Source organism: Chelativorans alearensis (assembly GCF_010993735.1).
Taxonomy (GTDB): Bacteria; Pseudomonadota; Alphaproteobacteria; order Rhizobiales; family Rhizobiaceae; genus Chelativorans; species Chelativorans alearense.
In genome coordinates this window covers 1-23929 of sequence record NZ_WQNI01000022.1, presented here as the reverse complement: position 1 = coordinate 23929, position 23929 = coordinate 1, and the positions used below count along the sequence as shown (strand labels likewise).

Below are 23929 nucleotides of genomic sequence, written 5' to 3'. Positions count from 1 at the left end.
GATGGCAAAGACGATCTATATTCTCAACGGGCCGAACCTGAACATGCTCGGCAAACGGGAGCCGGGCATTTATGGCGGCAAGACGCTGTCCGATATCGAGGCCGATTGCCGAAAGCGGGCCGCTGTGCTGGACCTTCTGATTGAGTTCCGCCAGTCGAACCACGAGGGTGCCCTCGTCGACTGGATACAGGAGGCAGGTGAAAAGGAGGCCGCCGGCATCGTCATCAATCCGGGCGCCTATGGCCACACCTCAATTGCCCTTCACGACGCGATCCGTGCTGTCGATCCCCTTCCCGTTATCGAGGTTCACCTGTCGAACATTCACGCTCGTGAACCCTTTCGACACCAATCAATGATAGCGCCGGTAGCAGTCGGCATGATATGCGGCCTCGGCCCCATGGGCTACACGCTGGCGCTTGAGGCGCTGGCGGCGCGCTTATAGGTCTCCGAAGGTGCGGCAAGGCAGGACGAAAAGAGATATGTCAATGAAGAAACCCGGAGTCGACCAGCAGCTTATCCGCGACCTGGCGAGCATCCTTGACGAGACCCGTCTGACCGAGATCGAGGTGGAGGAAGGCGATCTGCGCATCCGCGTGTCACGCCAATCCCCCGCGGCACCGGCCACAGTGGCCCTTCCGCCCGCCGCCGCACAGGCACCCGCCGTCAAAGAGGAGGTGCCCTCCTCTCAGGCTCCCGACATCTCCAAGAACGCCGTCCCCTCGCCCATGGTCGGCACTGCCTACCGCTCCTCGGCTCCCGGCGCCAATCCCTTCGTGGAGGTTGGCCAGCAGGTCGAGAAGGGCCAGACTCTGCTCATCATCGAGGCCATGAAGACGATGAACCAGATCCCCTCGCCCCGTGCCGGCACGGTGACGGCGATCCTTTTCGAGGACGCCCAGCCGGTGGAATACGGGGAGCCTCTGGTTGTCGTCGAATAATCGTTCAGGGGCGCCCCGCGCAATGTTCCAGAAGATACTCATCGCCAACCGTGGCGAAATCGCGCTTCGGGTCCTGCGGGCGGCCAAGGAACTCGGCATCCAGACGGTCGCCGTCCATTCCACCGCCGACGCCGAGGCCATGCATGTGCGGCTGGCCGACGAAAGCGTGTGCATCGGCCCACCCGCTTCACGCGACAGCTATCTGAACATCCATCAGATCGTGGCGGCCTGTGAGGTCACGGGCGCCGACGCTATTCACCCCGGCTACGGCTTCCTTTCGGAAAACGCCAAGTTCGCCGAGATCCTGGCCGCCCACAACATCACGTTCATCGGCCCGTCGGCCGAGCATATCCGCCTGATGGGCGACAAGATCGAGGCCAAGCGGACAGCCAAACGGCTGGGTATTCCCGTCGTTCCGGGCTCGGAAGGTGCGGTGCGCGAGGACCGCGCGGCCAAGAAGATCGCCGCCGAGATCGGCTATCCCGTCCTCATCAAGGCGTCGGCCGGCGGCGGCGGGCGCGGCATGAAGGTCGCCCGCTCGGAGGCGGACCTTTCCGAGGCCCTGTCAACGGCGCGCTCGGAGGCGGGTGCCGCCTTCGGCGACGACGCGGTCTACATAGAGAAATATCTGGAGAAGCCGCGCCATATCGAGGTGCAGGTGATGGGCGACGGCGCCGGCAAGGCCATCCATCTGGGCGAGCGCGACTGCTCGCTGCAGCGCCGCCACCAGAAGGTGTGGGAGGAAGCGCACTCGCCGGCGCTCAATGCCGAAGAGCGCACGCGCATCGGCTCTATCGTGTCGAAGGCGATCGCCGATCTCGGCTATTCGGGCGCCGGGACGGTGGAGTTTCTCTACGAAAACGGCGAATTCTACTTCATCGAGATGAACACCCGCCTGCAGGTGGAGCATCCGGTGACGGAAGCCATCACGGGCATCGATCTGGTGCACGAGCAGATCCGCGTCGCTTCCGGCGGCGGCCTGTCGGCCACGCAGGACGAGGTGCGCTTCTTCGGCCACGCGATCGAATGCCGCATCAATGCCGAGGACCCGAGGACCTTCGTCCCCTCACCCGGCACAATCTCCCATTTCCACACGCCCGGCGGGCTCGGCGTGCGCGTCGATTCAGGCGTCTATTCCGGCTATCGCATCCCGCCCTACTACGACAGCCTCATCGGCAAATTGATCGTGCACGGGCGCAATCGCGTCGAATGCATGATGCGGCTGCGCCGCGCGCTTGACGAATTCGTCGTTGACGGCATCAATTCGACGTTGCCCCTCTTCCAGGAGCTCGTTGGCAACGTCGATGTGGCGAATGGCGACTATGATATTCACTGGCTGGAGAACTACCTGGCCGACCACGCGGCCGACCACAAGTAGCGAACGGGTGGTGGCGCGATGACGCGCCCCTTCGCGCCCGGCTATCGCATCCCTCCGGATTTGCTCCTGCGCGCCTACGCGACGGGCGTCTTCCCCATGGCCGAGCATGCCGACGATCCGGAGGTCTTCTGGGTTCGGCCGGAAACGCGCGGGGTGATCCCGCTCGACAAGTTCCATGTACCGCGCAGCCTGAAGAAGGTCATGCGCCAGGAACCTTATGAAATCCGGTACGATTTTGACTTTTCGGGCGTCATCGCGGCTTGCGCGGAGCCCAGCGCGGACCGGCAGGATACCTGGATCAACGCACCTATCCGCGAGGCCTACACCGCGCTCTTCGAGCGCGGGCATTGCCACACGGTCGAGGCCTGGCGCGAGGGGCGGCTTTCCGGCGGTCTCTACGGCGTGACCCTGGGGCGCGCCTTCTTCGGTGAGAGCATGTTCTCGCGGGAGGCCAACGCCTCCAAGGTCTGCCTCGTACACCTCGTGGACCGGCTGAACGCGCGCGGCTTCGTGCTCCTCGACACCCAGTTCACCACGCCGCACCTGAAACGCTTCGGCGCCGTCGACCTACCCCGCCGACACTACGAACGCCTCCTGGCGGAGGCGCTGGAGGGGGATGTGGCGTTTTGATACGGGACGGACTGGCTGCGGAAGCACGCATGATCGGCCGCCTCGCCACGAGCCTCGACAGTCCTCAATTCGTCTCGGGCGGCGGCACGTCTGATTCCCGCTTGCAGGCCTTCAGCCAGACGTCGTAGACGGCATGCTCCACCGCATTCAGCCCCGGGCTCTCGGCGAACATCCAGCCGCTGAAGATGCGCTGGATTTGGCGGTCGAGGGTGATCTCGTCCACCTCGACGAAGGCATCCGTCTTCGGCTCCTCCGTCTCCGGCGAACTGTAGCACACGCGCGGCGTGACCTGCAGGGCGCCGAACTGCACCGTTTCGTCCATATAGACGTCGAAGCTGATGATGCGGCCGGTGATCTTGTCTATGCCGGAGAACTCGGCGACGGGATTCTTGATCCGCTCCGCCTGCGCCTCGCCGGCAAGCCCGGCAAGGGCGCAGACGGCAACTGCAAGTCCAGTAGGCGACAACCAACGCGCTCGCATCATTCTTCTCGACCCCACCCTCAAGCGGTTCCGCTTCGGCTTTCGTAAAATCGCCATTGGGCCTATTGCGCAAATGTGGCGAGAAAACAGGTTCAGCCGCCCGGCGTCCAGGCGTCGTAGTCGCCGGTGACGCGCGGCCGCTCCTCCTTGGTCAGCACCGAGCCGCGCGGCCGGTAGGCGGCCGGCGTGCCGGTCAGGTTCGGCAGATGCGGCTTCTGCCATTCGCGCGGGGCGTAGTTCTCGGCTACCGGCGCCGTGTCCACCTTGTGGTGCAGCCAGCCGTGCCAGCCGGGCGGCACGATGGAGGCTTCCGAATAGCCGTTGTAGATCACCCAGCGGCGTGTGCGGCCTTCCGAATCGGTACCGCCCTCGTAGTAGACGTTTCCGAACTCGTCCTCGCCCACGCGGCTGCCCTTGCGCCAGGTGTGGAAGCGCGTGTTCAGCGTCGCACCGTTCCACCAGGTGAAGAACTGAAGCAGAAATTTTTTCATCGCTCTCCTCGTGGGCAGCGCGGGTGATGGCCGGATGTCCGCCTTATGGCGGCGAAGCGGGACGAAGGCAAGGCCCTCGCGCGGTTTCGCCGCCCTACTCTTCGATGCCTAGCTTCGCCTTCACCAGCGCATTCACGGCCTGCGGGTTGGCCTTGCCGCCGGTGGCCTTCATCACCTGGCCGACGAACCAGCCGGCCAGCGACGGCTTGGCCTTGGCCTGCTCCACCTTGTCGGGGTTGGCAGCGATCACCTCGTCGACGGCCTTTTCGATGGCGCCGGTGTCGGTGACCTGTTTCATGCCGCGCTCTTCGACGATGGCATTCGGGTCGCCGCCCTCGTTCCAGACGATCTCGAACAGATCCTTGGCGATCTTGCCTGAGATGGTGCCGTCCTTGATCAAGTCGATGACGGCGCCGAGCTGATCCGGCGAAACCGGTGTCTCTTCAATGCCTTTGCCGGCCTTGTTCAAGGCGCCCAAGAGGTCGTTGATAACCCAGTTCGCCGCGGCCTTGCCGTCGCGCCCCGCGGCCACCTTCTCGAAATAGTCGGCGACGGCCTTTTCCGAGACGAGGACGGATGCATCGTATTCGGACAGGCCGAAGCTTTCGATGAAGCGCGCCTTCTTCTCGTCCGGCAGCTCCGGCAGCCCGGCGACGAGCGCGTCCACGTAGGCCTGGTCGAACTCAAGTGGCACAAGGTCCGGGTCGGGGAAATAGCGGTAGTCGTGCGCCTCTTCCTTGGAGCGCATGGAGCGGGTCTCGCCCTTTCCGGGATCGAAGAGCCGGGTTTCCTGGTCGATGCTGCCGCCGTCCTCGAGAATGGCGATCTGGCGCCGGGCCTCCGATTCGATGGCCTGGCCGACGAAGCGGATGGAGTTGACGTTCTTGATCTCGCAGCGCGTGCCGAAGGGCTCGCCCGGGCGGCGCACGGAGACGTTGACGTCGGCGCGCATGGAGCCCTCGTCCATGTTGCCGTCGCAGGTGCCGAGGTAGCGCAGGATGGTTCTGAGCTTGGTGAGGAAGGCCTTGGCCTCGTCGGCGGAGCGGATGTCCGGTTTCGAGACGATCTCCATCAGCGCCACGCCGGAGCGGTTCAAATCGACATACGACATGGTCGGGTGCTGGTCGTGCAGGGACTTTCCCGCATCCTGCTCCAGGTGCAGGCGCTCGATGCCCACCTCGATCTCCTCGAAGCTGCCGTCCTTGGCCGGGCCGACGGAGACGATGACGATCCCCTCGCCGACGATGGGCTGCTTGTACTGGGAGATCTGGTAGCCCTGCGGCAGGTCCGGATAAAAGTAGTTCTTGCGGTCGAAGACCGAGCGGTGCTTGATCTGCGCCTTCAAGCCCAGGCCGGTGCGGATCGCCTGCTTCACGCACTCCTCGTTGATGACGGGCAGCATGCCGGGCATAGCCGCATCGACGAGGCTGACGTTGGAATTGGGCTCCGCGCCGAAAGCCGTCGATGCGCCGGAGAAGAGCTTGGCGCGCGAGGTCACCTGGGCGTGGATCTCCATGCCAACGATGATTTCCCAATCGCCGGTTGCTCCGGGAATGAAGCGCTTGGGGTCAGGCGTGCGCGTGTCGATGATGGTCATGGGCCGTGAAGTCAGTTTGCGAAGGGGTGAAGGATGTATCTTTATAGGCACCAATGATGCTTTTGAAGATACACGGCCTTCGCTAGACCAATACCATGTGCGAGGCAAGCGGAGGCTTTATTTCAGCCGTCTCCTGCGCTATGGGACCTCCCCGCATACGGAGTTTTGATGTCTACCAATCTGGAGACCTGCTGACGCCCTGTGCCTGAACGGGCCAGGGCGCGAAAACCTTGAACCCCGTGCCGTTCGCGGCGCGGCGATTGTTGCTGGCGCGTTGGCGCCTGCAGGTTTTCCCAGGATCTCTGAAAAATGGACATCTCCCGCGCGGAACAGCGCATCCTTCACATATTGGCGCAGGGTGGCCGTATCGACATCGAAAAGAACGAGAAAGGCCGCATCGTCACGCTCGACTGTATCACCCGCGACGGGTGGTGTTTCCCCGGTCTCGATCTCGTGCTTTTCCGCAAGATCAAGCGCAAGCGCGCCATCGCCTCCGCGAATGGCGGCCCCTACCGCATCACGCGGCGTGGGCTGGAGCTCGTGCGTGCCGAGTTGAACAATCGTTGAACGCAGGGAGACCGCCGCAATGGCGGTCTCCAACCTTCAGGCTGTGGCGATGTAGGTGCGGATCTCCTCCGCCTCGCGCTCGACCTCCTGGATGCGGCGCTTCACCACGTCGCCGATGGAGACAATGCCGGCAAGCCGGCCGTCCTTTTCCACCGGCAGATGGCGGAAGCGCCCCTCGGTCATGATCTGCATCACTTCGGTAACCGTGTGATCCTCGCGGCAGACCTTGACGCGCGCCGTCATCACCGCCGATACGGGCTTTTTCAGAGCGCCCGGGCCCTCACCGGCGATGACGCGCACGATGTCGCGTTCGGAAAGAATGCCGCTGATGCGGTCGTCGCCGGACTTGACCACGATCGCGCCGATGCCGCGATCGGCAAGCAAGGCAGCGGCCTCGCCCAGCGTCTTATCGGCGGCGATGGTCACAACATCGCGGCCCTTACTGTCCAAAATGGCTTTCACCGTCATGGGCATCCTCCTCTTGCAGCAGCAGCCCACGCCCCAAAAGACTCCTGCGGGAAAGGATGTTGCGACGACCTGACGCAGTTTGCAAGAGCCAGGATCATCCCACCGCACGACGGTCGAAAAGGCCGATGGCGAAGAATCCGACAAGAAAGCCGCCGATATGCGCCTCCCAGGCGATTCGCGGCGCGCCGCCGGTGCCCGAGCCGAGACCGACGATCAGGTTGACCGCGAACCAGACCGCCAGGAAGACCACCGTCATGCGCGAGCGTAACACCAGCGAGAGCGGCAGGACGGGTCCAAGGAAGCCAGGCCTTCCGGCACTGCGGTCGATGCGAAAGGCGAATCGCGCCGCGGCCCCCATCATGCCCGACACCGCCCCCGACGCGCCGACCAGAGGGGCCGCGTCGTAAGGGTGGAGGAGGAAATGCAGGAAGACGGCGGCAAGCGCCGTCGCACCCCACAAGAGCAGGAAGCGCACCGTGCCGATGCGGTTGGCCAGCGGTGAGCCGAAGGCGGCGAGCCAGATCATGTTGACCGCCAGATGCGCTACGCCGCCGTGCAGGAAGGCGTAGGTGAACGGGCTGACGAGCGCATAGACATCGAGCGGATAGCCGCCCGTGTAGCGCAGCGGCAGGAAGGCGAAACGCACGACTACGAGCAGGTCCTCCTGCTGGGTAAGCACGAAGGCCCGAACGAGATGGATGGCGATGCAGATACCGATGAGCGCGGTTACGACCGCGGCCAGGTTGAAGATCGGCTCGCGGCGGCGCGGCTCTTGCCGGTCCTCCGTTTCGGCGTCGATGGGCTTGGTGCCGTCGTCCATGCGTCCCGCTTCGGTAAATGGGTTCGAATGTGCGGTAACAGAGATGAGCGGAAAACAGAAGCCGCCCAACGTTTCCGCTGGACGGCTCCCGGCCGAGTCCCCACCCGCGATATGCGTTGCAAGCGGCGTGCCACTTATTCCTCTTTTCGGCTTTCCCGGCGTCCTTCCTCCCGGCTTCCGCGGCGTCAACTATTTGTTAACCCTAATAAATCCTTCCCGTGCACAACCCGTCTCAAGGCTGGCATGGCACCTGCATCTTGAGCCATGTAGGGGATCGGAGCGCTGCTCCTGTCCTCCTTTGGGACAGGAACGAAACTTCAAGATGGACCGGTAGGCATGAACCAGGACGGATCGATGGCGCTGTTCCAATATTGGAACAGGCTGCGCGGCAACCGCCCCGCCCCACGGCGCAGCGAAATAGAGCCGGCCGACATCAAGGCGCTCCTGCCCGATACATTCATTCTGGAACGCGACGCGCGCGCCACACCGGTCTTCCGCCTCGCCGGTACGCGGCTGTGCGCGACCTACGGCAAGGAGCTCAAGGGATATTCCTTCGTCTCGCTATGGAGCGAAAGGGACCAGCCGGCGGTCGACCGCCTCGTGCGCCATGCGCTGGATGAAAAGGCGGTGGCCCTGATCGCCTTCGAGGGCTTGAGCCGTGATGGCCGTATCAACAGTTTCGAGCTCATCGTCCTGCCGCTCGAGGGCGGCCGCCAGAGCGTGCGCGCGCTGGGCGCAGTGCAGCCGCTGATGAGCCCGTTCTGGCTGGGCGCCGACCCGATCATCGAAAACCGCGTCGAAAGCTTTCGCCTGACCGACCCCGACCATGAGCCGCGGCTATTGAAGAACAGGCCCTCGGTGCCGGTTCCCCCGCTATCGCCCGAAGGCGACGCGTTGTCGTCACGGTTGGACGACGGTGGGCGGCGCATCCGCCACCTCGTGGTCTTTCAGGGCGGAAAGCACGATGTGTAGACTTAAATCCTCTTGCGTCCTTCGTGTGCTCTAAACCACGTACGGCGCTGCCCGCCCGCCTTACCCGTTATTAACACTTAAGGCATAGCGTCTTTGGCGTTATCGGCCGACTTGCCTCTCGGGCGGCCGGAAAGGCGAAAGCGATGACGATGCCCGCGGCGACAAACCCGATCTCCCCAGGTGCCGAAAGAAGAGACTTTCAGCGCGTGAAAGTGACGGTTTACGGCCGCTATATGCTGCAGGACCGCTCCGAGTATCCCTGCCGGGTCACAGAGATGTCGCCGGGCAATGCGGCACTGATCGCCGAGCGGTCCGGCCGCCCGGGTGAGCGGGTGGTCGCCTATCTCGACCATATCGGCCGCATTGAAGGCCGCATCACGCGCCTTCTGGACGACGGCTTCGCGATGACCATCACGGCCTCGGAGAGGAAGCGCGACAAGCTCGCCGCGCAGCTTACCTGGCTTGCCAACAGGCACGAGCTGGATTTGCCGGAAGACCGCCGGCACGAGCGCATCACACCGCGCAATCCGATCAACGCCTTGCGCCTCCCCGACGGGAGCGAGCATTCGTGCCGCATCGTCGATCTTTCTTTATCGGGTGCGGCGCTCGAGATCGAGGTCAAGCCGGAGATCGGCGCGGAGGTCTTCCTCGCCGCCATGCGCAGCCGGGTAGTGCGCCACTTCGACGACGGCATCGCTATCGAGTTCGCCGTCGTCCAGGAGCAGAACGCGCTCAAGGCCAAATTCTCGAACTGAGGATTTCCGCCGGTTTCGGTCAGCAGAGCAAGCTCAGTTCATACCCGTTCCGCGCGGTCGCACCGTCGCGGTCTCTCGAAAAACCCTCTCCTTCCTTCTCCCAATCACGGAGGGCAGACGGACGTTCATGCTTAACGTCCGGTATAAATAATTGCTTTGATTTTATACTTTGAACGTTACCGCAAAAATGAAAATTTGAACTTATTTATACTTCCAGTCTTTGCGCGGAATAAATCGGAACCTGCCATTGTCTCTCCGAACGGGGAGACGAACAATGGTAACGACAAAACGGGTTCCGCTTCTGGCGGTCGCGGCGGTGTTGCTTGCTTCTCTGACGGGCGGCGCCGAGGCAGCTTCCGACGTCATGCCCATCGGTGGGCGGGCTACGCAGCCGGTCGGCCATTATGAATTCTGTCAGCGGCAGCCGGCGGAGTGCAGCCGTACGGCGTTCAATGCCGCACCGGTGGAACTGACGCGTGCGCTGTGGGCAACGCTGATCGAGGTCAACAATGCGGTCAACGGCTCAGTCGTCCCGCGTACCGACATGGAACTGTGGGGCATTGAGGAGCATTGGTCCTATCCCGACCTTTATGGGGATTGCGAGGACTACGTGCTGGAAAAGCGCCGGCTCCTCATGGAAGCGGGCGTGCCGGCGGCCAACCTGCTCATCACGGTGGTGCGCCAGCCGAACGGTGACGGCCACGCGGTTCTCACGGTCGCCACGGACATGGGCGACTTCATTCTCGACAATCTGGAGCCGCGCGTCCTCGCCTGGTCGGAAACCGACTATCAATATCTGAAGCGCCAGTCGCCGCGCCATGCGGGCCAGTGGATCTCCATTCATGACGGGCGCGCCGTGGCCGTCGGCAGCGTTTCGTCCAACCGCTGAACATCAGGGAAACCCGGTCGAGTCCCCACCTCCCCGTCCCCAACGACCGGGTTAGGAGCCGGCCCTCCCCGGGGCCGGCTCCGCTTTTTTGATAAGGTGGACGGATCAGGCGGGAGTAAGACCGCGGCGGAAGCGCCTGGCGTTTTCGACGTAGTGGGCGGCGGAGGCGCGCAGCATGGCCGCCGTTTCGTCGTCGATCTCGCGCACGGCCCTTGCCGGCGCACCGACGATCAGCGAACGATCGGGGAAGATCTTGCCTTCGGTCACCAGCGCGCCGGCGCCGACGAGACAGTCGTTGCCGATCCGCGCCCCGTTGAGCACGATGGCGCCCATGCCGATCAACGTGTTGTCGCCGATGGTGCAGCCGTGCAGGATGGCCCTGTGGCCGATGGTGCAGCCGCGCCCGACGGTAAGCGGAAAGCCCATATCCGTGTGCATGACCGTGTGCTCCTGCACGTTCGTGTCATCGCCGATGAGGATCGGCTCGTTGTCGCCGCGCAGCACGGCGCCGAACCAGATGCCCACATTGCGGCCGATGTGAAGCTGGCCGATGAGCTTCGCATCGGGCGCCACCCAGCCGCTTTGCTCGTCCGTGAATTCGGGGCTTTTTCCATCGAGCGCGTAGATCGGCATGGGGCGCGGGTCTCCTGTGGGGGGCGGCGGGAGGATAAGGCCGGCTCAGCGTTTCCTGCAAGCCCGCAGGGAAGGTAAGCGGCAGTCTTCTTTACCTGTCGTTTACCGTAACTCCGCAATGGTTTTCACGTTTCTTCAGGAGGTTCCTTTTGCAGGTTCGGTCATCAACGTTTCCCGGCTTCGCCGACATTGCGCCGCGCCGCGCGGCCCCGCTCTCCCGCCTGCTTTACGCCCTCCTGGCGCTCGCGCTCCTCTCGTTGGCCATCGGGGTTGGCGGAAAGTGGCTGGGCCGCACTATTGCGCCGGGTGGCCATACCGTTTCCCGGCAGGAGCGTGAGATCGTCGTCGGCAACAATGTCTTCCTCGTGCCGGAGAATACCATCCGCTTCGAACGGATGCGCAGGGACGGTGTCCAGAGCCGGCTCGACCTTTACCTGCGCTGGCCCGAGATGGAAGGCTATGCGCTTGCGGCCGAGGACGATTTCAACCATGCGAGCGAGAGGCGGTCGATCGTCTTCGTATCGTTCGAGCCGCGTGCCTTCTCGCGTGACATGAGCGGGCGGCTGGAGCCGATCTACCGCCACCTTCTCACGCCCGGCGCGCGGAACGGACCGGCCGGCCTCAAGCTCCATGGCTTCAAGGAAGAAGCAGGGTTCGTGGACGAGGTTCTCGTTGTCGGCGCGCGGGAGCCGGAGGCGCCGTTCGTGGCCCGGTGCCTCTCCGGCGCGATGGCCACGCAGTCGCTGGCGCCTTGCGAGAGGGACATCAATTTCGGTGACGGTCTCAGCCTTGTCTATCGCTTTCCCGAAGTGCTGCTGGGCGAGTGGCGGAGGCTGGACAAGGCGGTGCTGGCGAAGGCGGAAGCGTTGTTGCAGACGGGCGACTAAAGGCAGCGCCGGCCGCCTCTACTCCAGGTCGATGTCGAGAATGGCCATCGAGAAATTGTAGGACAGCTCGCCCTCATCCTCGTCCCGGAAAATGATGCCGAGAAACTCGTCGCCGACATAAAGCTCGCAGGAATCCTCCTTGCGAGGGCGCGCCTTGACGCTCAAGGTCGGGTTATTGAAGGTGCGCTTGAAATAGGCGTCGAGCTTTCTGATCTCTTCCGGCTTCAACAAACTTCTCCGCTGGCTGTTCGGGTGGACGCCCGCGCTTCTGGCATGGCGGCGACGCGACTGTAAACCCTTAAAGCGGTAAAGGGGAAGCCGAAAGGATCGCCCGAAGGGCTGCCTATTCCTGCCGCAAGAGCTGGTCCATGGCGCGCGACGGCTCTTCGCAGCCGGCTTCGCCGATGATGCGCGCGGGCACGCCGGCGACGGTCTTGTTGGGCGGCACGGGCTTGACCACGACCGAGCCGGCGGCGACCTTCGTGCAATGGCCGATCTCGATGTTGCCGAGGATCTTGGCGCCGGCGCCGATCAGAACGCCGTGGCGGATCTTTGGATGGCGGTCGCCCATCTCCTTGCCAGTGCCGCCGAGGGTCACACCCTGCAGGATAGAGACGTTGTCCTCGACCTCCGCGGTTTCTCCGACGACAAGCCCCGTCGCATGGTCGAGGAAGATGCCCTTGCCGATCTTCGCCGCCGGGTTGATGTCCGTCTGGAAGACGGCGGAGGAGCGGCTTTGCAGGTAGAGCGCGAAGTCGCGGCGCCCCTTCCGCCACAGCCAGTGGGCGAGACGGTGCGTCTGGATGGCGTGGAAACCCTTGAAATAGAGCACTGGCATGATGAAGCGGTCGCAGGCTGGGTCGCGGTCATAATAGGCCTGGATGTCGACGCGCACGACCGCGCTCCAGTCCGGCTCGTCCTCCCACATGGACTGGAAGGTCTGGCGGATGAGGTCGGCGCCGAGGTCCGGATGGTCGAGCCGCTCTGCGACCCGGTGGATGACGGCGTCCTCCAGCGTGGCGTGATTGAGCACCGTGGCATAGAGGAATGCGGCCAACAGGGGATCGTTGTCGACGGCGGCTTTCGCCTCGGCGCGGACCTCGGACCAGATGGGGTCGACGTGCTGTGGCGCATCGGTGCGTACGGCGTTTCTGACCGTCATGAGATTTCTCCCCTGCTGCGGGTGCTTTCAGGCTGGCCAACATAAGGCACAAGTGCGGCCGATTGAACCGCAAAATGCTTGAACATTGGTCAAGGAGAATTGATCACCGGCTCAAGCCGCCTTGTCGCCGGTGAGGAAGTCGAGGACGGCGCGGGAGAAGACGTCGTTGCGGTCGCCGGCGACCATATGGCCGGCGCCACCGACATCGACATAGGAGGCGGAAGGCGTGCGCTCAACGAATTCGCGGGCATAGGCCTCGTGGACGAGCTCCGACTGGACGCCGCGCACGAGAAGGACAGGAAGCATGAGGCGGGGCAGCGCGTCGAAAAGCGCCTGCATCAGTGCCGCAGAGCCGACGTTGATGTTCTGCACACCCTTGATGAAGGCCGGATCCCAGTGCCAGCGGTAGCGGCCGTCGGCGTCGAGGCGCAGGTTCTTGCGCAGGCCCGAGAGCGAACCTGGCCGGCGGCGATGCGGCAGATAGGCGGCGATGGCGTCGGCGGCTTCTTCCAGGCTCGAAAACCCCTCCTCCATGCGGGCGCCCATGAAGCCCTGGATACGAGCGACGCCTTCCGGGTCCATGCGCGGGGTGATGTCGACCAGGACGAGGGATTCAAGAAGGTTTTCATCGTCGGTCTGGGCGGCGAGCGAGGCCAGTCCGCCGAGCGAGGCGCCGACGGCGGAGGGGCGCGCATGGAAACGTTCGGCCACCTGGCGGGCAACAGCGGCCATGTCTTGAGCGAAATGGGCGAAAGTGTAGTTGCCGCTCGTCACCCAGGCGCTTTCGCCGTGGCCGCGCTGGTCGACGGTGATCGCCCGCATGCCGCGTTCGGCTATGCTGCGGGCAGTGGCGTCCCATGCTCGCCGTGTCTGGCCACCGCCGTGCAGGAAGATGACCGGATGGCCGCCGCCGTCCCACAGCGTGGCGGCGAGGCGGTTATCCTCGGCGCCGGTGAAGGCGATCTCCCGCGGAGCGCTCACAAGGGATGTTCCTTCAGGAAATCGAGAACCCGCGCCTTGAAGGTGCGATCGCCAACCGACAGCATATGGTCGCGGCGCTCGATGGCGAAGGCCTCGCCGCGGGGGAGCATTTCGGCGAGCGGCTCGGGCGCCCCGGCGATGTCGTCCCTGGTGCCGACGGCGACGAGCGCGGGCTGGGCGATCTTCGCGACATCGTCCGGGGTAAGGAGCGTGCGCGAGGTGGATATGCAGGCGGCGAGCGCCCTACGGTCGCTCTCCGTCTGGTCGGCGAAGGCGCGGAACATGCGGCCACGCTCGTGGGGGATGGTGGCGGGGTCTTCGGCGAGCAGCGCCTCGGCGATGACGTCCCACTCGCCGACGCCCTCGATCATGCCGATGCCCAGGCCCCCGAAAACGACGGTGGCAACGCGCTCTGGGTTGGCGAGAGCCAGGAAGGCGGCGATGCGGGCGCCCATCGAATAGCCCATGACGTGGGCACGGGCGATGCCGAGATGATCGAGCAGCGCCGCAGCGTCGGATGCCATCTTTTCCGGCGTGTAAGCTTCCCGGTCGTGGCTTTTGGTGGAGCGGCCGTGGCCGCGGTTGTCGAAGGCGGCGACGCGGTAGCCGGCCTCGCGCAGGGTCTTCACCCAACCGGTCGCGACCCAGTTGACGAAATGGGTGGATGCGAAGCCGTGGATGAGAAGGACGGGATCGCCCTCCCCCTCGTCGATGAAGCCGATGTCGAAGCCGTCGTGGGAGAAGAACTGCATGCGCCCCGCAAAGCCCTTGCCGCCTCAGCCGTCGCCAGCGACCGCGTCTATGAGCGGGTGGCGGAGACGATCGCCGATCTCAATCCCGGCTTTCTGCGCGGTTCCCGCTTTCAGTTCAAGCACAAACTGCGCGGCGACCCGTGGCGCGATGCTGTCGGTCGAGAACGGCACGCCCTCTTCGACCGCCCTCACCTTGCCGTCCTCGCCTATGAAGAGGAGGTCGAGCGGCATGGGCGTGTTCTGCATCCAGAAGCCAAGCTGGCGGCTTCTCTCGAAGACGAAGAGCATGCCGTGGTCGTCGCTCATGGACTGGCGGAACATCAGGCCGCGGGCGCGCTTTTCGTCGGTGTCGGCAACTTCGACGGCAAAACGCTTCTCGCCGTTCGCCGTCTCGGCCACCAGCGGATCCGGGTGGACGGGAAGCAGCATCGGCTCCTGTGCCTGCGCGGCACCGAGGTGAAACGCGAGCACCAGGAGAAACGACAGGATGTAACGCATGGAAACCTCCGGGCAGGGGCAGCCGGCTTAGTGGTGCGATCCTGACAGATGGTAACCATCTGTCAGGACAAGTCGCCCCACCAGATTAATAGCTTGTGGGCTGACTTCTCCAGACAGATGGGTACCATCTGTTTGGGGCAGACCACTAGTGGGCGACCGGCAACGTGCCCATATCCGGATGAACTTCGGCGGCCATAAGGCCTTTCTCGCCGCGCCCGTACCGCACGAGCACCACCTGGCCGGGGCGCAACTCGGTGATGCCATAGCGGCGCAGGGTCTCCATATGGATGAAAATGTCCTCCGTTCCCTCCCCGCGCGTGAGGAAGCCGAAGCCTTTCGTGCGGTTGAACCACTTCACCAGGGCCCGCTCCAGCCCGCTTTCGGGTGTCACCGTGACATGGGTGCGCTGGGCTTGGTCCTCGGCCGGATGAACGGCGGTCGAGGTGTCCATGGACAGGATCTGGAAGGCCTGGAGGCCCCTTTCCCCCTGGCGGGCCAGACAGACGACCCGCGCGCCGCTGAGCGCGGTCTGGAAACCGTCGCGCCTGAGGCAGGACACATGCAGGAGCACGTCGCCTATATTCGGGCCGTCGGGCAGGATGAAGCCGAATCCCTTGGCCACATCGAACCACTTGATTGCGCCGGACACCTCGATGAGGTCCGACGTTTCTTCAGAATTGCCCGCCCCCCGGGCCCTTTCCTTACCGGCAAGCCCTCGTGTCGTCGAGGAATTATCCTCCATGCGCTTTGCCTTCCCTCAAGTCCGCTGGACTGATTCTGTCCGAGGAGGATAGCATCGGTTGTTCACGCCTTAGCAAGACCTGCGCGGGGATTTTCAACAGCACCCGGGTATAAGAGCGGCCCGTTGTGATCGTGCCATAAACGGCTGCTTCATCATTTGGCCATTGCCCGGCGCGCCGCCCGCGCCCTATGTTCGGCCCCTGTCAGACAGGAAGGGAATTGAAGAATGCGCTATCTGCACACCATGGTCCGCGTCCGCGACATCGACGAATCCCTCGATTTCTACTGCAACAAGCTCGGACTGGTGGAAAAGCGGCGCTCGGAGAACGAGAAGGGCCGCTACACGCTCGTCTTCCTGGCCGCTCCCGACGATATGGATCTGGCCGAGCGAACCCAGGCGCCGCTTGTGGAACTCACCTACAACTGGGATCCGGAGAATTACCAGGGCGGACGCAATTTCGGCCACCTCGCCTATGAGGTGGACGATATCTACGACACCTGCCAGCGCCTGATGGACGGCGGAGTGACGATCAACCGCCCGCCGCGCGACGGCCGCATGGCATTCGTGCGCTCGCCCGACGGCATCTCCATCGAGCTTCTGCAGAAGGGAGAGGCGAAGGCGAAGGCCGAGCCGTGGGCGTCGATGGAGAACACCGGCGCGTGGTGAGTGCGTGAAATGAAGCAGTAGTGGAATAGGCAGTAAGGCAACGAGGCGGTGGCAGTTTCGCCAGCTCTTACTGCCTTACTCCGAGGGAGGAGCATGAAAGAGGTTCTCAAGGAGCTTGAGCGGCGGCGCGAGGCCGCTCGCGCCGGCGGCGGCAAGAAGCGTGTCGACCACCAGCATGCGAAGGGCAAGCTGACGGCTCGCGAGCGACTGGAAGTCTTTCTCGATGAGGACTCCTTCGAGGAGTTCGACATGTTCGTCGAGCATCGCTCCACCGACTTCGGAATGGAGAAGACGAAGTTCTACAGCGACGGGGTGGTTACCGGCTGGGGCACCGTGAACGGCCGGACCGTCTTCGTCTTCGCCAAGGATTTCACCGTCTTCGGCGGTTCGCTGTCGCAGGCGCATGCCGAAAAGGTGATGAAGATCCAGGATATGGCGCTGAAGAACCGGGCGCCGATCGTCGGCTTCTACGATGCCGGAGGTGCGCGCATCCAGGAGGGCGTCGCGGCTCTCGGCGGTTATGCCGAGATATTCCAACGCAATGTTTTGGCCTCCGGCGTCATTCCACAAATTTCCGTCATCATGGGGCCGTGCGCGGGCGGCGACGTCTATTCGCCGGCCATGACGGACTTCATTTTCATGGTGCGCGGCACCTCCTATATGTTCGTGACGGGACCGGATGTGGTGAAGACTGTCACCAACGAAACGGTGACGGCGGAAGAGCTAGGCGGGGCGCATATCCACACCACCAAGTCCTCCATCGCCGACGGCGCCTACGACAACGACATCGAAGCGCTCTTGCAGATGCGCAGGCTGGTCGATTTCCTGCCCGCCTCCAACACGAGCGAAATCCCCGAGATCGACTTTCACGACGATGTCGAGGAGCCCGACTATTCGCTGGACCGGCTCGTGCCGGCTAATGCCAACAAGCCCTACGATATCCGGGAGCTGATCCTGAAGACGGCGGACGAAGGCGATTTTTTCGAGATCCAGGAGGGGTTTGCGAAAAACATCGTCACCGGGTTCGGGCGCGTGGAAGGGCGTACCGTCGGCTTTGTCGCCAACCAGCCCACGGTGCTTGCAGGCGTGCTCGATGCCGATGCTTCACGCAAGGCGGCGCGCTTTGTGCGCTTCTGCGATTGTTTCAGCATTCCGCTGGTCACCTTCGTCGACGTTCCGGGCTTCCTGCCGGGCACCGGCCAGGAATATGGCGGGCTCATCAAGCACGGGGCGAAGCTCCTGTTCGCCTATGGCGAGGCGACGGTGCCGAAGGTGACGGTGATCACGCGCAAGGCATTCGGCGGGGCCTATGACGTGATGGCTTCGAAGCATCTGCGCGGCGACATCAATTATGCCTGGCCGACAGCGCAGATCGCCGTGATGGGGGCCAAGGGCGCGGTCGAGATCATTTTCCGCAAGGACATCGACGATGCCGAGAAGATCGCCGCGCATACGAAGATGTACGAGGACCGGTTTCTCTCGCCCTTCGTGGCCGCCGAGCGCGGCTATGTGGACGAGGTGATCATGCCCCATTCGACGCGCCGCCGCGTGGCGCGCGCGCTACGCATGCTGCGCGATAAGGATTTGAGCAATCCCTGGAAGAAGCACGACAACATCCCGCTTTAAGCTTGGTTTTTCGGGGGGGCGGATTTGAGCGGTCGTGCCCGCCCGGGCTTGGCACGCCTCTTTCTTGTTGTGCCCACAGGGGCTTGAAAGAAGATTGCGGCGCCCATCGCCAGCGCCGTCGCCATCACCTGCGCTTCGATTTCTGCCAGGCTGATATCCTCAACCGCATGGCGGTCCCTTATCTCCGAGGCAACGGCCGGTACGTTGACCGTGCCTTCGCGACGTAATGCACGTTTCACCGCCGAGTGAAGTTCCAACAGTAGCTCGTCCGAAAACCGCCTGGCCATGATCTTCCCGCTGCCCGCCGCATCTGTGATGAGCATCGGACAGAATAGGACTATATGGCATTTTGCGCAATTATTTTGTATTTTATTTTCAATAAGTTAGTAGATTAAGTCCAATGCTTCGATCAAGCATGAGGCTGTCACGACGCCAATTACTCATTACGCGTTCTTGACTAACTGATCGGTGTCCCCGCATACTTCGCTCCCTTATCAGCGACAACGACCATTTCTGATGGAGGTGAGCCTTGTCTGCACTCGAGCGACCGGAACGCCTGCAAATCATGCTGAGCCTTGAAGAGCTACAGGCGCTGGAAGATTTCAGATTCGAAAAGCGCATGCCAAGCAGAGCCGCGGCGGTGCGGGAGTTGTTGCGGCGGGGCTTGCTGTCGGGAGGATTCCTCAAAGTGGCGGCGGGCACGAAATCGCAGGATTTCGGCGTCATAAGCAATGGCGCGGCAGGCCTGCCGCAGGATGACGCCTGACGTGCGGTGCGCCGTACCGCCCGCTCTGGATCGTTTCGCCGTTTTATAGAAACGGTGAAATGAACTAACCTTTTGATTTTACACAATTCCAGACGGAAAACCGGTGCTCACTTTTCCTGGAATTGCTCTAGAAAAGCTTCGGCGGCACGAAAAGGCAGATGGTGCGCGAGGTGTCCTCACCGGCGACGGAGCACCAGTGATAGACCCCGTCGGGCGATTGCTTTATGCGCCGGTCGGTATAGGCAACCACCTCGCCGGTCGGGTTGATGACATAGCCCTCAGGCCGTTCCGACACCAGTTTGGCCGGTATCTCGCGGCAGTCCTGGTTGGAGCAACAGGCGTAGGGATATGCCCAGCCGGACTTGGCTTGGTGCGCGAAGCTAGAACCGGATACGGCGGGAAGCGTTAGGGGCAGCAGCAGCGTTGCGGCAAAGCCGCGGGACAGGAGGGGCGAGAGTGAGCCGTTCATGGCCATTCCTCAAGAGGTTGTTCCTCCCAGGATCAGTCTCCTCCGGCATGGTTAATCTTTTATTAGTAAAGCCTAACATGATTCCTGGACTCGTGGCGACATAACGCCTGTACCTTCTTGATCGTTCCATTGCGGCACAAAAGCATTCCCTGCCGCCGCGTGTCATTGACATTTTCGCCCCGGCGGTGTGGGTTCCGGGCAGATCACGCGGAGCGGACGGTGGCGATATAATGGCTAGCATGACGAAGACCGACCTCGCGCGCCGGGTCTACAACCACACCTGGAAGCTCGACCCGATCTGCCGCAGCCTTTTGGACACGGATTTCTACAAGCTCTTGATGCTGCAGATGATCCGCGGCCTCTACCCGGACGTGAACGCCACCTTCTCGTTGATGAACCGCAACAAGCGGGTGCAGCTTGCGGCCGAGATCGACGAGGGGGAATTGCGCGAGCAGCTCGACCATGCGCGCACCATCCGCTTCACGAAAAAGGAGATGATCTGGCTCGCCGGCAACACTTTCTATGGCCGCAAGCAGATCTTCCAGCCCGATTTCCTCGCCTGGCTCGCCGATTTCCGCCTCCCCGAATACGAGCTTCGGCGCCACAACGGCCAGTTCGAGCTGCACTTCCACGGGCGCTGGGTGGAAACCACCATGTGGGAGATCCCGGCGCTCGCCATCATCAACGAATTGCGCTCGCGCGCCGCCATGCGCTCGCTCGGCCCCTTCGCGCTCGACGTGCTCTATGCCCGCGCCAAGGCCAAGGTATGGTCGAAAGTGGAGCGGCTGAAGCGGTATCCCGATATCCGCATCTCCGATTTCGGCACCAGGCGGCGCCACTCCTTCCTGTGGCAGCGCTGGTGCGTGGAAGCGTTGAAGGAGGGCATCGGCGAGGCATTTACCGGCACCTCCAACGTGCTTCTGGCAATGGATACGGACCTTGAGGCGCTGGGCACCAACGCGCACGAATTGCCCATGGTGCTGGCGGCGCTGACCGATACGGAAGAAGACCTGAAGGCTGCGCCCTACCGGGTGCTCGAGGACTGGCAGAGCTATTACGGCGGCAACCTCCTGATCGTTCTGCCGGACACCTTTGGCACCGAAGCCTTCCTGCGCGCGGCACCCGACTGGGTGGCCGGCTGGACCGGCTTTCGCCCAGACAGCGCGCCGCCCATCGAGGGCGGCGAACGCATCATCTCGTGGTGGAAGGAGCGCGGCCAGGACCCGCGCGAGAAGCTCCTGATCTTTTCCGATGGGCTGGACGTCGACACCATCGAGCGGACGCACCGCCATTTCAAGGGCCGCGTGCGCATGGCGTTCGGCTGGGGCACCAACCTTACCAACGACTTCGAGGACTGCGCGCCGAAGGAGATCGACAGCCTCAAGGCCATTTCCATGGTTTGCAAGGTGAGCGAGGCGAACGGAAGGCCAGCCGTAAAGCTTTCGGACAATCCGGAGAAAGCGACCGGCGATCCGCAGGCGATAAAGCGGTATCTGGAGATATTCGGCAGCGAAGAACGCGTGCGGCGGCCGGTGACGGTTTGAAGCGGGTTGCCTGGGGCGTGGAGCTGGCGTGCGGCCAGGCGAGTTCCGCGCGTCTTACCCCTCCCCCTCCAGCATCTCCTTCACAACCGTCGCCAACTGCTTGAGCGAAAACGGTTTTGGCAGGAAGCCAAAGATGGCGTCGGAAGGCAGGTTCTTGGCGAAGGCGTCTTCGGCATAGCCGGAGACGAAGATGAACTTGATGTCGGGCTGGACCTTGCGCAATTCGCCCAGAAGCGTCGGTCCGTCCATCTCCGGCATGACGACGTCGGAGACGACGATATCGATCTTGCCGTCGAGTTCGTTGAAGATCTCCAGGGCCTCCGTGCCCGAGCTTGCCTCGTGCACCTCATAGCCGCGTGAGGAGAGCGCGCGCACGCTGCCCATGCGCACGGCATCCTCGTCCTCCACCAGGAGCACGCGCGCGGAGCCGGAAAGGTCGCGGGTCTCCTGCTTGGCTCTATGGGCCGCCTCGGCCACGCCGTTGGCCAACGCAGACCGCGCGGCCTCAACCTCGGCTGCACCCGGTACATGCCGTGGCAGGAAGATGTGGAACGTCGTTCCCCTGCCGACTTCCGAATCGCAGAAGATGAAGCCGCCCGTCTGCTTGACGATGCCGTAGACCATCGACAGGCCCAGCCCCGTGCCCTTCCCCACCTCCTTGGTGGTGAAGAAAGGCTCGAATATCTTCTTCTGCGCTTCCGGCGGAATACCGGTGCCGGTGTCCTCCACCTCGACCACCACATAGTCGGCCGGCGCCAGCGCGCGATAAGCAAAGCCGGAGCACTCCTCGGCGGGGACGTTGCGCGTGCGCACGGTGAGCGTGCCGCCGTCGGGCATGGCGTCGCGGGCGTTGACGGCAAGGTTCACCACCACCTGCTCGAACTGGCCGATATCGGCCTTCACCGGCCACAGGTCGCGGCCGTGCTCGATGTCGAGCTTGATGTCGTTGCCGACAAGGCGTGAGAGCAGCATGCGCAGGTCCGCCAGCACGTCGGTGAGGTTCAGGACCTCGGGACGCAGGGTCTGGCGGCGCGAGAACGCGAGCAACTGGCGCACAAGCGAGGCGGCGCGGTTGGCGTTCTGCTTGATGTTCATGATGTCCGGAAAGGACGGGTCGGACGGGCGGTGGTTCGTCAAAAGCAGGTCGGACGCCATGATGATGGCGGTGAGCACGTTGTTGAAGTCGTGCGCGATGCCGCCGGCGAGCTGGCCGACGGCCTGCATCTTCTGGCTTTGCGCCATCTGCGCCTCGAGCGCCTTCTGCTCGGTGGTCTCCACGGCGTAGACGATGGCCGCCTCCTCCGCCCCCTCTCCACCGCCCGGGTCGGCCACGGCGTTGACGTAGAAGCGCATGTGGCGCTCCTCGTCGCCGGGCAGCACCGTGTCGATGGGGGCGATGTCGGCCTGGCGCTGCTTGGCCTTTTCCAGCGCCATGGCGAACGCCTCGCGGTCGCGGTCGTGCATGACGGTATCGAGGCGGATGCGCCGGTCGACGGCGTCGCGGTCGACGGCGCTGGAGAATAGCGACAGGAAGGGCGCGTTGGTGCGCAGGATGCGGCCGTCATGGTCGACGCTGGCGATCGCCATGGGGGTGGAATTGAAGAAGCGGGTGAAGCGCACCTCGGAGGCGCGCAGATCGGCCGAGGCGTCCTCGCCGAGCGTGCGGTTGAGCACAATGGTGCGGGTGGGACCGGGCAACCCCTCGCGGGTGGCCGTCACCCGGTGCATGAAGCGCACGGGCAGCGCCTCGCCGCGCACGGTGGCGAGATCGAGATCGATGACGGCGTTGCGTGTCGTGCCGTGCTCAGCCTTGACGGCCTGGATGAGCGCCATGCCGTCGCCGGCGACGATGTCGGGCAGGCTCAAGGCACCGGGCACGAAATTGGCCAGGTCGATGCCCAACCATTCGGCCAGTGTGGCATTGAGGTAGGTGAGGCGGCCGTCGGCGTCCGCGGCAAAGAAGCCAGCCGGCGCATGGTCTAGATGGTCGATCGCCTTCTGCAGGTCGAGGAAGAAGCGCTCCTGCTCGGCGCGCTCGTCGGAAATGTCGGTAAGAAGCCAGGCAGATAGCGGTTTGCGGTGGCCAGGCACCTTGAAGACGCGCGCCCAGGCGCGGTACCAGCGGGCGCCGGGTTCGCCGCCGGGGCGGATCGGCCGGGAAAGACGAAATTCGCCGTCGCCCGGCAACCCGTCGCGCAAGCCTGCCGCCAGCCGCTCGATCACGGGCGCGGCTTCCGGATTGTCGGACAAAAGCGCCTCGACGGTCTTCACATCGGTGGCCGAAGTGGCGCCGGTGAGCGCGGCATAGGCGCGGTTGGCATAGAGGATGTTGCCCCTGGTGTTGGTGACCAGCAGGCCCTCGGCCATGGAATCGATGAAGGAGCGGGACAGCTCATCCCCGGTGGAACGCGGGGCTATCTGGATAAAGCCGATTGCGCTGGCGAACAGATAGCCCACCCCGATCATGGCCATGACACCGAGGACGCCAAGGAGAAAACCCTCGCCGAGCCTTTCCTGGAAAAGCGCGAAGACCAGCGCCGATCCGGTCAAAACGAGGATGAAGATGATGAGCCGCGTAATCACGCCGGGGCGCGCGCCCTGGTCGATGATGGGTGCCGTGTCTATTTCGCCGCCACTGATTTTGGCCATCCGTTTCCTGCCCGTCGCGCCGACTGCAAGCGGCCCCATGGTCCCCCGCCATATATCAGGGCCAGAGGCATGCGCAAGGTCGGCAACGGTAACGGGCAGGGTCTCGACGATCCCGGCGGGTGGCCGATTCAACCTTGCCGGGCTGCATCTCGACGCCTAGTTTGGCTTCCCTGACGGAAACTTGGCATGGAGTGCGATCATGGGCGAATGGCTGGCAGGTCTGGCGGGGGAAAACTATGCCACGGCGATATTGTGGACCCTTGCCGCACTCATCCTGCTCGCGGTCGTCCTCATCGTCGTGCGCATGGCGCGCAGCCGCGCCTCCGGCACCTTCGTCGCCGGCGGGCGCAACAGGCTGCCGCGCCTTGCCGTGGTCGATGCGACGGCGGTCGACAGCCAGCGGCGGCTGGTGCTGGTGCGCCGCGACGACGTAGAGCACCTGATTCTGATCGGCGGCCCGAGCGACCTTGTGGTCGAGCCGCGGATCGGCGCCCGCGAAGCCGAGCCCGCCGCGCTGCCGCGGCCGCCGCGCCGGGAGGCGGTTGCGCCTTCCGTGCAGCCGGCCGCG

Annotated in this window: 28 protein-coding genes and 1 pseudogene; 14 read left to right on the top strand and 15 right to left on the bottom strand. The window is 63.7% G+C overall.

Features of this window, described 5'->3' with window-relative positions; genetic code table 11:
- Position 1 precedes the first annotated feature (1 nt).
- The 4 genes from aroQ to aat are packed head-to-tail and all read left to right on the top strand — an operon-like array spanning position 2 to position 2946.
- Entirely contained in the window at positions 2–442 is a 441-nt protein-coding gene (gene aroQ / locus GPJ75_RS25325) for a type II 3-dehydroquinate dehydratase (protein WP_163272648.1), read from the top strand.
- Between the two features lie 37 nt (positions 443–479).
- The gene (gene accB, locus GPJ75_RS25320; RefSeq protein ID WP_163272646.1) at positions 480–938 is read left to right on the top strand and encodes an acetyl-CoA carboxylase biotin carboxyl carrier protein; all 459 of its coding nucleotides are present in this window, start codon (positions 480–482) and stop codon (positions 936–938) included.
- 22 nt (positions 939–960) lie between these two features.
- Positions 961–2316, top strand: a complete 1356-nt coding sequence (gene accC / locus GPJ75_RS25315) for an acetyl-CoA carboxylase biotin carboxylase subunit (protein ID WP_163272644.1) — start codon at positions 961–963, stop codon at positions 2314–2316.
- Positions 2317–2334: 18 nt separating this feature from the next.
- Positions 2335–2946 (top strand): leucyl/phenylalanyl-tRNA--protein transferase, encoded by a 612-nt coding sequence (aat, locus tag GPJ75_RS25310; RefSeq protein ID WP_163272642.1) that lies wholly within the window; start codon positions 2335–2337, stop codon positions 2944–2946.
- Positions 2947–3010: 64 nt separating this feature from the next.
- Here aat and GPJ75_RS25305 read toward each other — a convergent pair whose 3' ends face one another.
- The 3 genes from GPJ75_RS25305 to gatB all read right to left on the bottom strand — a co-directional run bounded on the left by GPJ75_RS25305 (position 3011) and on the right by gatB (position 5515).
- Positions 3011–3430: a DUF2155 domain-containing protein gene (locus tag GPJ75_RS25305; protein WP_246249277.1), complete on the bottom strand. Its 420-nt coding sequence runs from the start codon at positions 3428–3430 to the stop codon at positions 3011–3013.
- Between the two features lie 89 nt (positions 3431–3519).
- Positions 3520–3918, bottom strand: coding sequence for an NADH:ubiquinone oxidoreductase subunit NDUFA12 (locus tag GPJ75_RS25300; RefSeq protein WP_163272638.1), 399 nt, complete (start codon positions 3916–3918; stop codon positions 3520–3522).
- A 94-nt stretch (positions 3919–4012) separates the two neighbouring features.
- The gene (gene gatB / locus GPJ75_RS25295) at positions 4013–5515 is read right to left on the bottom strand and encodes an Asp-tRNA(Asn)/Glu-tRNA(Gln) amidotransferase subunit GatB (RefSeq protein ID WP_163272635.1); all 1503 of its coding nucleotides are present in this window, start codon (positions 5513–5515) and stop codon (positions 4013–4015) included.
- 309 nt (positions 5516–5824) lie between these two features.
- On the opposite strand from gatB, the gene GPJ75_RS25290 reads away from it, so the two are divergent.
- Entirely contained in the window at positions 5825–6082 is a 258-nt protein-coding gene (locus tag GPJ75_RS25290; RefSeq protein ID WP_163272633.1) for a YjhX family toxin, read from the top strand.
- Between the two features lie 36 nt (positions 6083–6118).
- Here GPJ75_RS25290 and GPJ75_RS25285 read toward each other — a convergent pair whose 3' ends face one another.
- Complete coding sequence (locus tag GPJ75_RS25285) at positions 6119–6550, bottom strand: CBS domain-containing protein (protein ID WP_163272631.1); 432 nt, start codon at positions 6548–6550, stop codon at positions 6119–6121.
- Positions 6551–6644: 94 nt separating this feature from the next.
- The gene (locus GPJ75_RS25280; protein WP_163272629.1) at positions 6645–7370 is read right to left on the bottom strand and encodes a rhomboid family intramembrane serine protease; all 726 of its coding nucleotides are present in this window, start codon (positions 7368–7370) and stop codon (positions 6645–6647) included.
- Between the two features lie 336 nt (positions 7371–7706).
- Between GPJ75_RS25280 and GPJ75_RS25275 the strand changes: the two genes are divergently transcribed.
- From GPJ75_RS25275 to GPJ75_RS25265, 3 genes are all read left to right on the top strand, one after another.
- A complete protein-coding gene (locus GPJ75_RS25275; protein WP_163272627.1) occupies positions 7707–8342 on the top strand; it encodes a PAS domain-containing protein in 636 nt (211 codons plus the stop codon).
- 149 nt (positions 8343–8491) lie between these two features.
- A complete protein-coding gene (locus tag GPJ75_RS25270; protein WP_163272770.1) occupies positions 8492–9097 on the top strand; it encodes a PilZ domain-containing protein in 606 nt (201 codons plus the stop codon).
- Positions 9098–9371: 274 nt separating this feature from the next.
- Positions 9372–9986 carry a transglutaminase-like cysteine peptidase gene (locus GPJ75_RS25265; RefSeq protein WP_163272625.1) on the top strand — a complete coding sequence of 205 codons (615 nt, stop codon included), beginning with the start codon at positions 9372–9374 and terminating at the stop codon, positions 9984–9986.
- 105 nt (positions 9987–10091) lie between these two features.
- Here the strand turns inward: GPJ75_RS25265 and GPJ75_RS25260 are convergent, their stop codons facing one another.
- On the bottom strand, positions 10092–10619 hold the full coding sequence (locus tag GPJ75_RS25260; protein WP_163272623.1) for a gamma carbonic anhydrase family protein: 528 nt from the start codon (positions 10617–10619) through the stop codon (positions 10092–10094).
- 149 nt (positions 10620–10768) lie between these two features.
- On the opposite strand from GPJ75_RS25260, the gene GPJ75_RS25255 reads away from it, so the two are divergent.
- Positions 10769–11506 carry a hypothetical protein gene (locus GPJ75_RS25255; RefSeq protein WP_246249276.1) on the top strand — a complete coding sequence of 246 codons (738 nt, stop codon included), beginning with the start codon at positions 10769–10771 and terminating at the stop codon, positions 11504–11506.
- 18 nt (positions 11507–11524) lie between these two features.
- Here GPJ75_RS25255 and GPJ75_RS25250 read toward each other — a convergent pair whose 3' ends face one another.
- The 6 genes from GPJ75_RS25250 to GPJ75_RS25225 form a co-directional block, all read right to left on the bottom strand.
- Positions 11525–11734 carry a DUF3126 family protein gene (locus GPJ75_RS25250; RefSeq protein ID WP_159591833.1) on the bottom strand — a complete coding sequence of 70 codons (210 nt, stop codon included), beginning with the start codon at positions 11732–11734 and terminating at the stop codon, positions 11525–11527.
- Positions 11735–11849: 115 nt separating this feature from the next.
- Positions 11850–12668, bottom strand: a complete 819-nt coding sequence (gene cysE, locus GPJ75_RS25245) for a serine O-acetyltransferase (RefSeq protein ID WP_163272621.1) — start codon at positions 12666–12668, stop codon at positions 11850–11852.
- Between the two features lie 111 nt (positions 12669–12779).
- Positions 12780–13649: an alpha/beta fold hydrolase gene (locus GPJ75_RS25240; protein ID WP_163272619.1), complete on the bottom strand. Its 870-nt coding sequence runs from the start codon at positions 13647–13649 to the stop codon at positions 12780–12782.
- A complete protein-coding gene (locus tag GPJ75_RS25235; protein WP_163272617.1) occupies positions 13646–14401 on the bottom strand; it encodes an alpha/beta fold hydrolase in 756 nt (251 codons plus the stop codon). Before GPJ75_RS25235 ends, GPJ75_RS25240 begins: the two co-directional genes overlap by 4 nt.
- Positions 14402–14425: 24 nt before the next feature.
- Positions 14426–14899, bottom strand: a complete 474-nt coding sequence (locus GPJ75_RS25230) for a DUF192 domain-containing protein (protein ID WP_163272615.1) — start codon at positions 14897–14899, stop codon at positions 14426–14428.
- A 145-nt stretch (positions 14900–15044) separates the two neighbouring features.
- Positions 15045–15641, bottom strand: coding sequence for a cold-shock protein (locus tag GPJ75_RS25225; RefSeq protein ID WP_163272612.1), 597 nt, complete (start codon positions 15639–15641; stop codon positions 15045–15047).
- Between the two features lie 225 nt (positions 15642–15866).
- Between GPJ75_RS25225 and GPJ75_RS25220 the strand changes: the two genes are divergently transcribed.
- Positions 15867–16307, top strand: coding sequence for a VOC family protein (locus GPJ75_RS25220; RefSeq protein ID WP_163272610.1), 441 nt, complete (start codon positions 15867–15869; stop codon positions 16305–16307).
- Between the two features lie 93 nt (positions 16308–16400).
- The gene (locus GPJ75_RS25215; protein ID WP_163272608.1) at positions 16401–17933 is read left to right on the top strand and encodes an acyl-CoA carboxylase subunit beta; all 1533 of its coding nucleotides are present in this window, start codon (positions 16401–16403) and stop codon (positions 17931–17933) included.
- Here the strand turns inward: GPJ75_RS25215 and GPJ75_RS25210 are convergent.
- Positions 17930–18220, bottom strand: a complete 291-nt coding sequence (locus GPJ75_RS25210; protein ID WP_163272606.1) for a hypothetical protein — start codon at positions 18218–18220, stop codon at positions 17930–17932. The genes GPJ75_RS25215 and GPJ75_RS25210 overlap by 4 nt on opposite strands.
- 242 nt (positions 18221–18462) lie before the next feature.
- On the opposite strand from GPJ75_RS25210, the gene GPJ75_RS25205 reads away from it, so the two are divergent.
- Positions 18463–18699 carry a hypothetical protein gene (locus tag GPJ75_RS25205; RefSeq protein WP_163272604.1) on the top strand — a complete coding sequence of 79 codons (237 nt, stop codon included), beginning with the start codon at positions 18463–18465 and terminating at the stop codon, positions 18697–18699.
- A 127-nt stretch (positions 18700–18826) separates the two neighbouring features.
- Here the strand turns inward: GPJ75_RS25205 and GPJ75_RS25200 are convergent, their stop codons facing one another.
- Positions 18827–19168: a hypothetical protein gene (locus GPJ75_RS25200; protein ID WP_163272602.1), complete on the bottom strand. Its 342-nt coding sequence runs from the start codon at positions 19166–19168 to the stop codon at positions 18827–18829.
- Between the two features lie 239 nt (positions 19169–19407).
- Here GPJ75_RS25200 and pncB point away from each other — a divergent pair, with 239 nt between their 5' ends.
- Complete coding sequence (gene pncB / locus GPJ75_RS25195) at positions 19408–20712, top strand: nicotinate phosphoribosyltransferase (protein WP_163272766.1); 1305 nt, start codon at positions 19408–19410, stop codon at positions 20710–20712.
- Between the two features lie 54 nt (positions 20713–20766).
- On the opposite strand, the gene cckA is transcribed toward pncB, so the two are convergent.
- A complete protein-coding gene (cckA, locus tag GPJ75_RS25190; protein ID WP_163272600.1) occupies positions 20767–23361 on the bottom strand; it encodes a cell cycle histidine kinase CckA in 2595 nt (864 codons plus the stop codon).
- Positions 23362–23560: 199 nt separating this feature from the next.
- Between cckA and GPJ75_RS25185 the strand changes: the two are divergent.
- Positions 23561–23929 (top strand): annotated as a pseudogene (locus tag GPJ75_RS25185) (flagellar biosynthetic protein FliO); the annotation flags it as partial.

Coding starts and splice junctions, on each gene's coding strand:
- GPJ75_RS25305 (WP_246249277.1), bottom strand. CDS start 3,430: ATGATGCGAGCGCGTTGGTTGTCGCCTACTGGACTTGCAGTTGCCGTC.
- pncB (WP_163272766.1), top strand. CDS start 19,408: ATGACGAAGACCGACCTCGCGCGCCGGGTCTACAACCACACCTGGAAG.
- GPJ75_RS25210 (WP_163272606.1), bottom strand. CDS start 18,220: ATGGCCAGGCGGTTTTCGGACGAGCTACTGTTGGAACTTCACTCGGCG.
- GPJ75_RS25260 (WP_163272623.1), bottom strand. CDS start 10,619: ATGCCGATCTACGCGCTCGATGGAAAAAGCCCCGAATTCACGGACGAG.
- GPJ75_RS25215 (WP_163272608.1), top strand. CDS start 16,401: ATGAAAGAGGTTCTCAAGGAGCTTGAGCGGCGGCGCGAGGCCGCTCGC.
- aat (WP_163272642.1), top strand. CDS start 2,335: ATGACGCGCCCCTTCGCGCCCGGCTATCGCATCCCTCCGGATTTGCTC.
- GPJ75_RS25265 (WP_163272625.1), top strand. CDS start 9,372: ATGGTAACGACAAAACGGGTTCCGCTTCTGGCGGTCGCGGCGGTGTTG.
- GPJ75_RS25270 (WP_163272770.1), top strand. CDS start 8,492: ATGCCCGCGGCGACAAACCCGATCTCCCCAGGTGCCGAAAGAAGAGAC.
- cckA (WP_163272600.1), bottom strand. CDS start 23,361: ATGGCCAAAATCAGTGGCGGCGAAATAGACACGGCACCCATCATCGAC.
- gatB (WP_163272635.1), bottom strand. CDS start 5,515: ATGACCATCATCGACACGCGCACGCCTGACCCCAAGCGCTTCATTCCC.
- GPJ75_RS25225 (WP_163272612.1), bottom strand. CDS start 15,641: ATGGAGGATAATTCCTCGACGACACGAGGGCTTGCCGGTAAGGAAAGG.
- accC (WP_163272644.1), top strand. CDS start 961: ATGTTCCAGAAGATACTCATCGCCAACCGTGGCGAAATCGCGCTTCGG.
- GPJ75_RS25200 (WP_163272602.1), bottom strand. CDS start 19,168: ATGAACGGCTCACTCTCGCCCCTCCTGTCCCGCGGCTTTGCCGCAACG.
- cysE (WP_163272621.1), bottom strand. CDS start 12,668: ATGACGGTCAGAAACGCCGTACGCACCGATGCGCCACAGCACGTCGAC.
- GPJ75_RS25300 (WP_163272638.1), bottom strand. CDS start 3,918: ATGAAAAAATTTCTGCTTCAGTTCTTCACCTGGTGGAACGGTGCGACG.
- GPJ75_RS25285 (WP_163272631.1), bottom strand. CDS start 6,550: ATGACGGTGAAAGCCATTTTGGACAGTAAGGGCCGCGATGTTGTGACC.
- GPJ75_RS25230 (WP_163272615.1), bottom strand. CDS start 14,899: ATGCGTTACATCCTGTCGTTTCTCCTGGTGCTCGCGTTTCACCTCGGT.
- GPJ75_RS25275 (WP_163272627.1), top strand. CDS start 7,707: ATGAACCAGGACGGATCGATGGCGCTGTTCCAATATTGGAACAGGCTG.
- accB (WP_163272646.1), top strand. CDS start 480: ATGTCAATGAAGAAACCCGGAGTCGACCAGCAGCTTATCCGCGACCTG.
- aroQ (WP_163272648.1), top strand. CDS start 2: ATGGCAAAGACGATCTATATTCTCAACGGGCCGAACCTGAACATGCTC.
- GPJ75_RS25290 (WP_163272633.1), top strand. CDS start 5,825: ATGGACATCTCCCGCGCGGAACAGCGCATCCTTCACATATTGGCGCAG.
- GPJ75_RS25280 (WP_163272629.1), bottom strand. CDS start 7,370: ATGGACGACGGCACCAAGCCCATCGACGCCGAAACGGAGGACCGGCAA.
- GPJ75_RS25235 (WP_163272617.1), bottom strand. CDS start 14,401: ATGCAGTTCTTCTCCCACGACGGCTTCGACATCGGCTTCATCGACGAG.
- GPJ75_RS25220 (WP_163272610.1), top strand. CDS start 15,867: ATGCGCTATCTGCACACCATGGTCCGCGTCCGCGACATCGACGAATCC.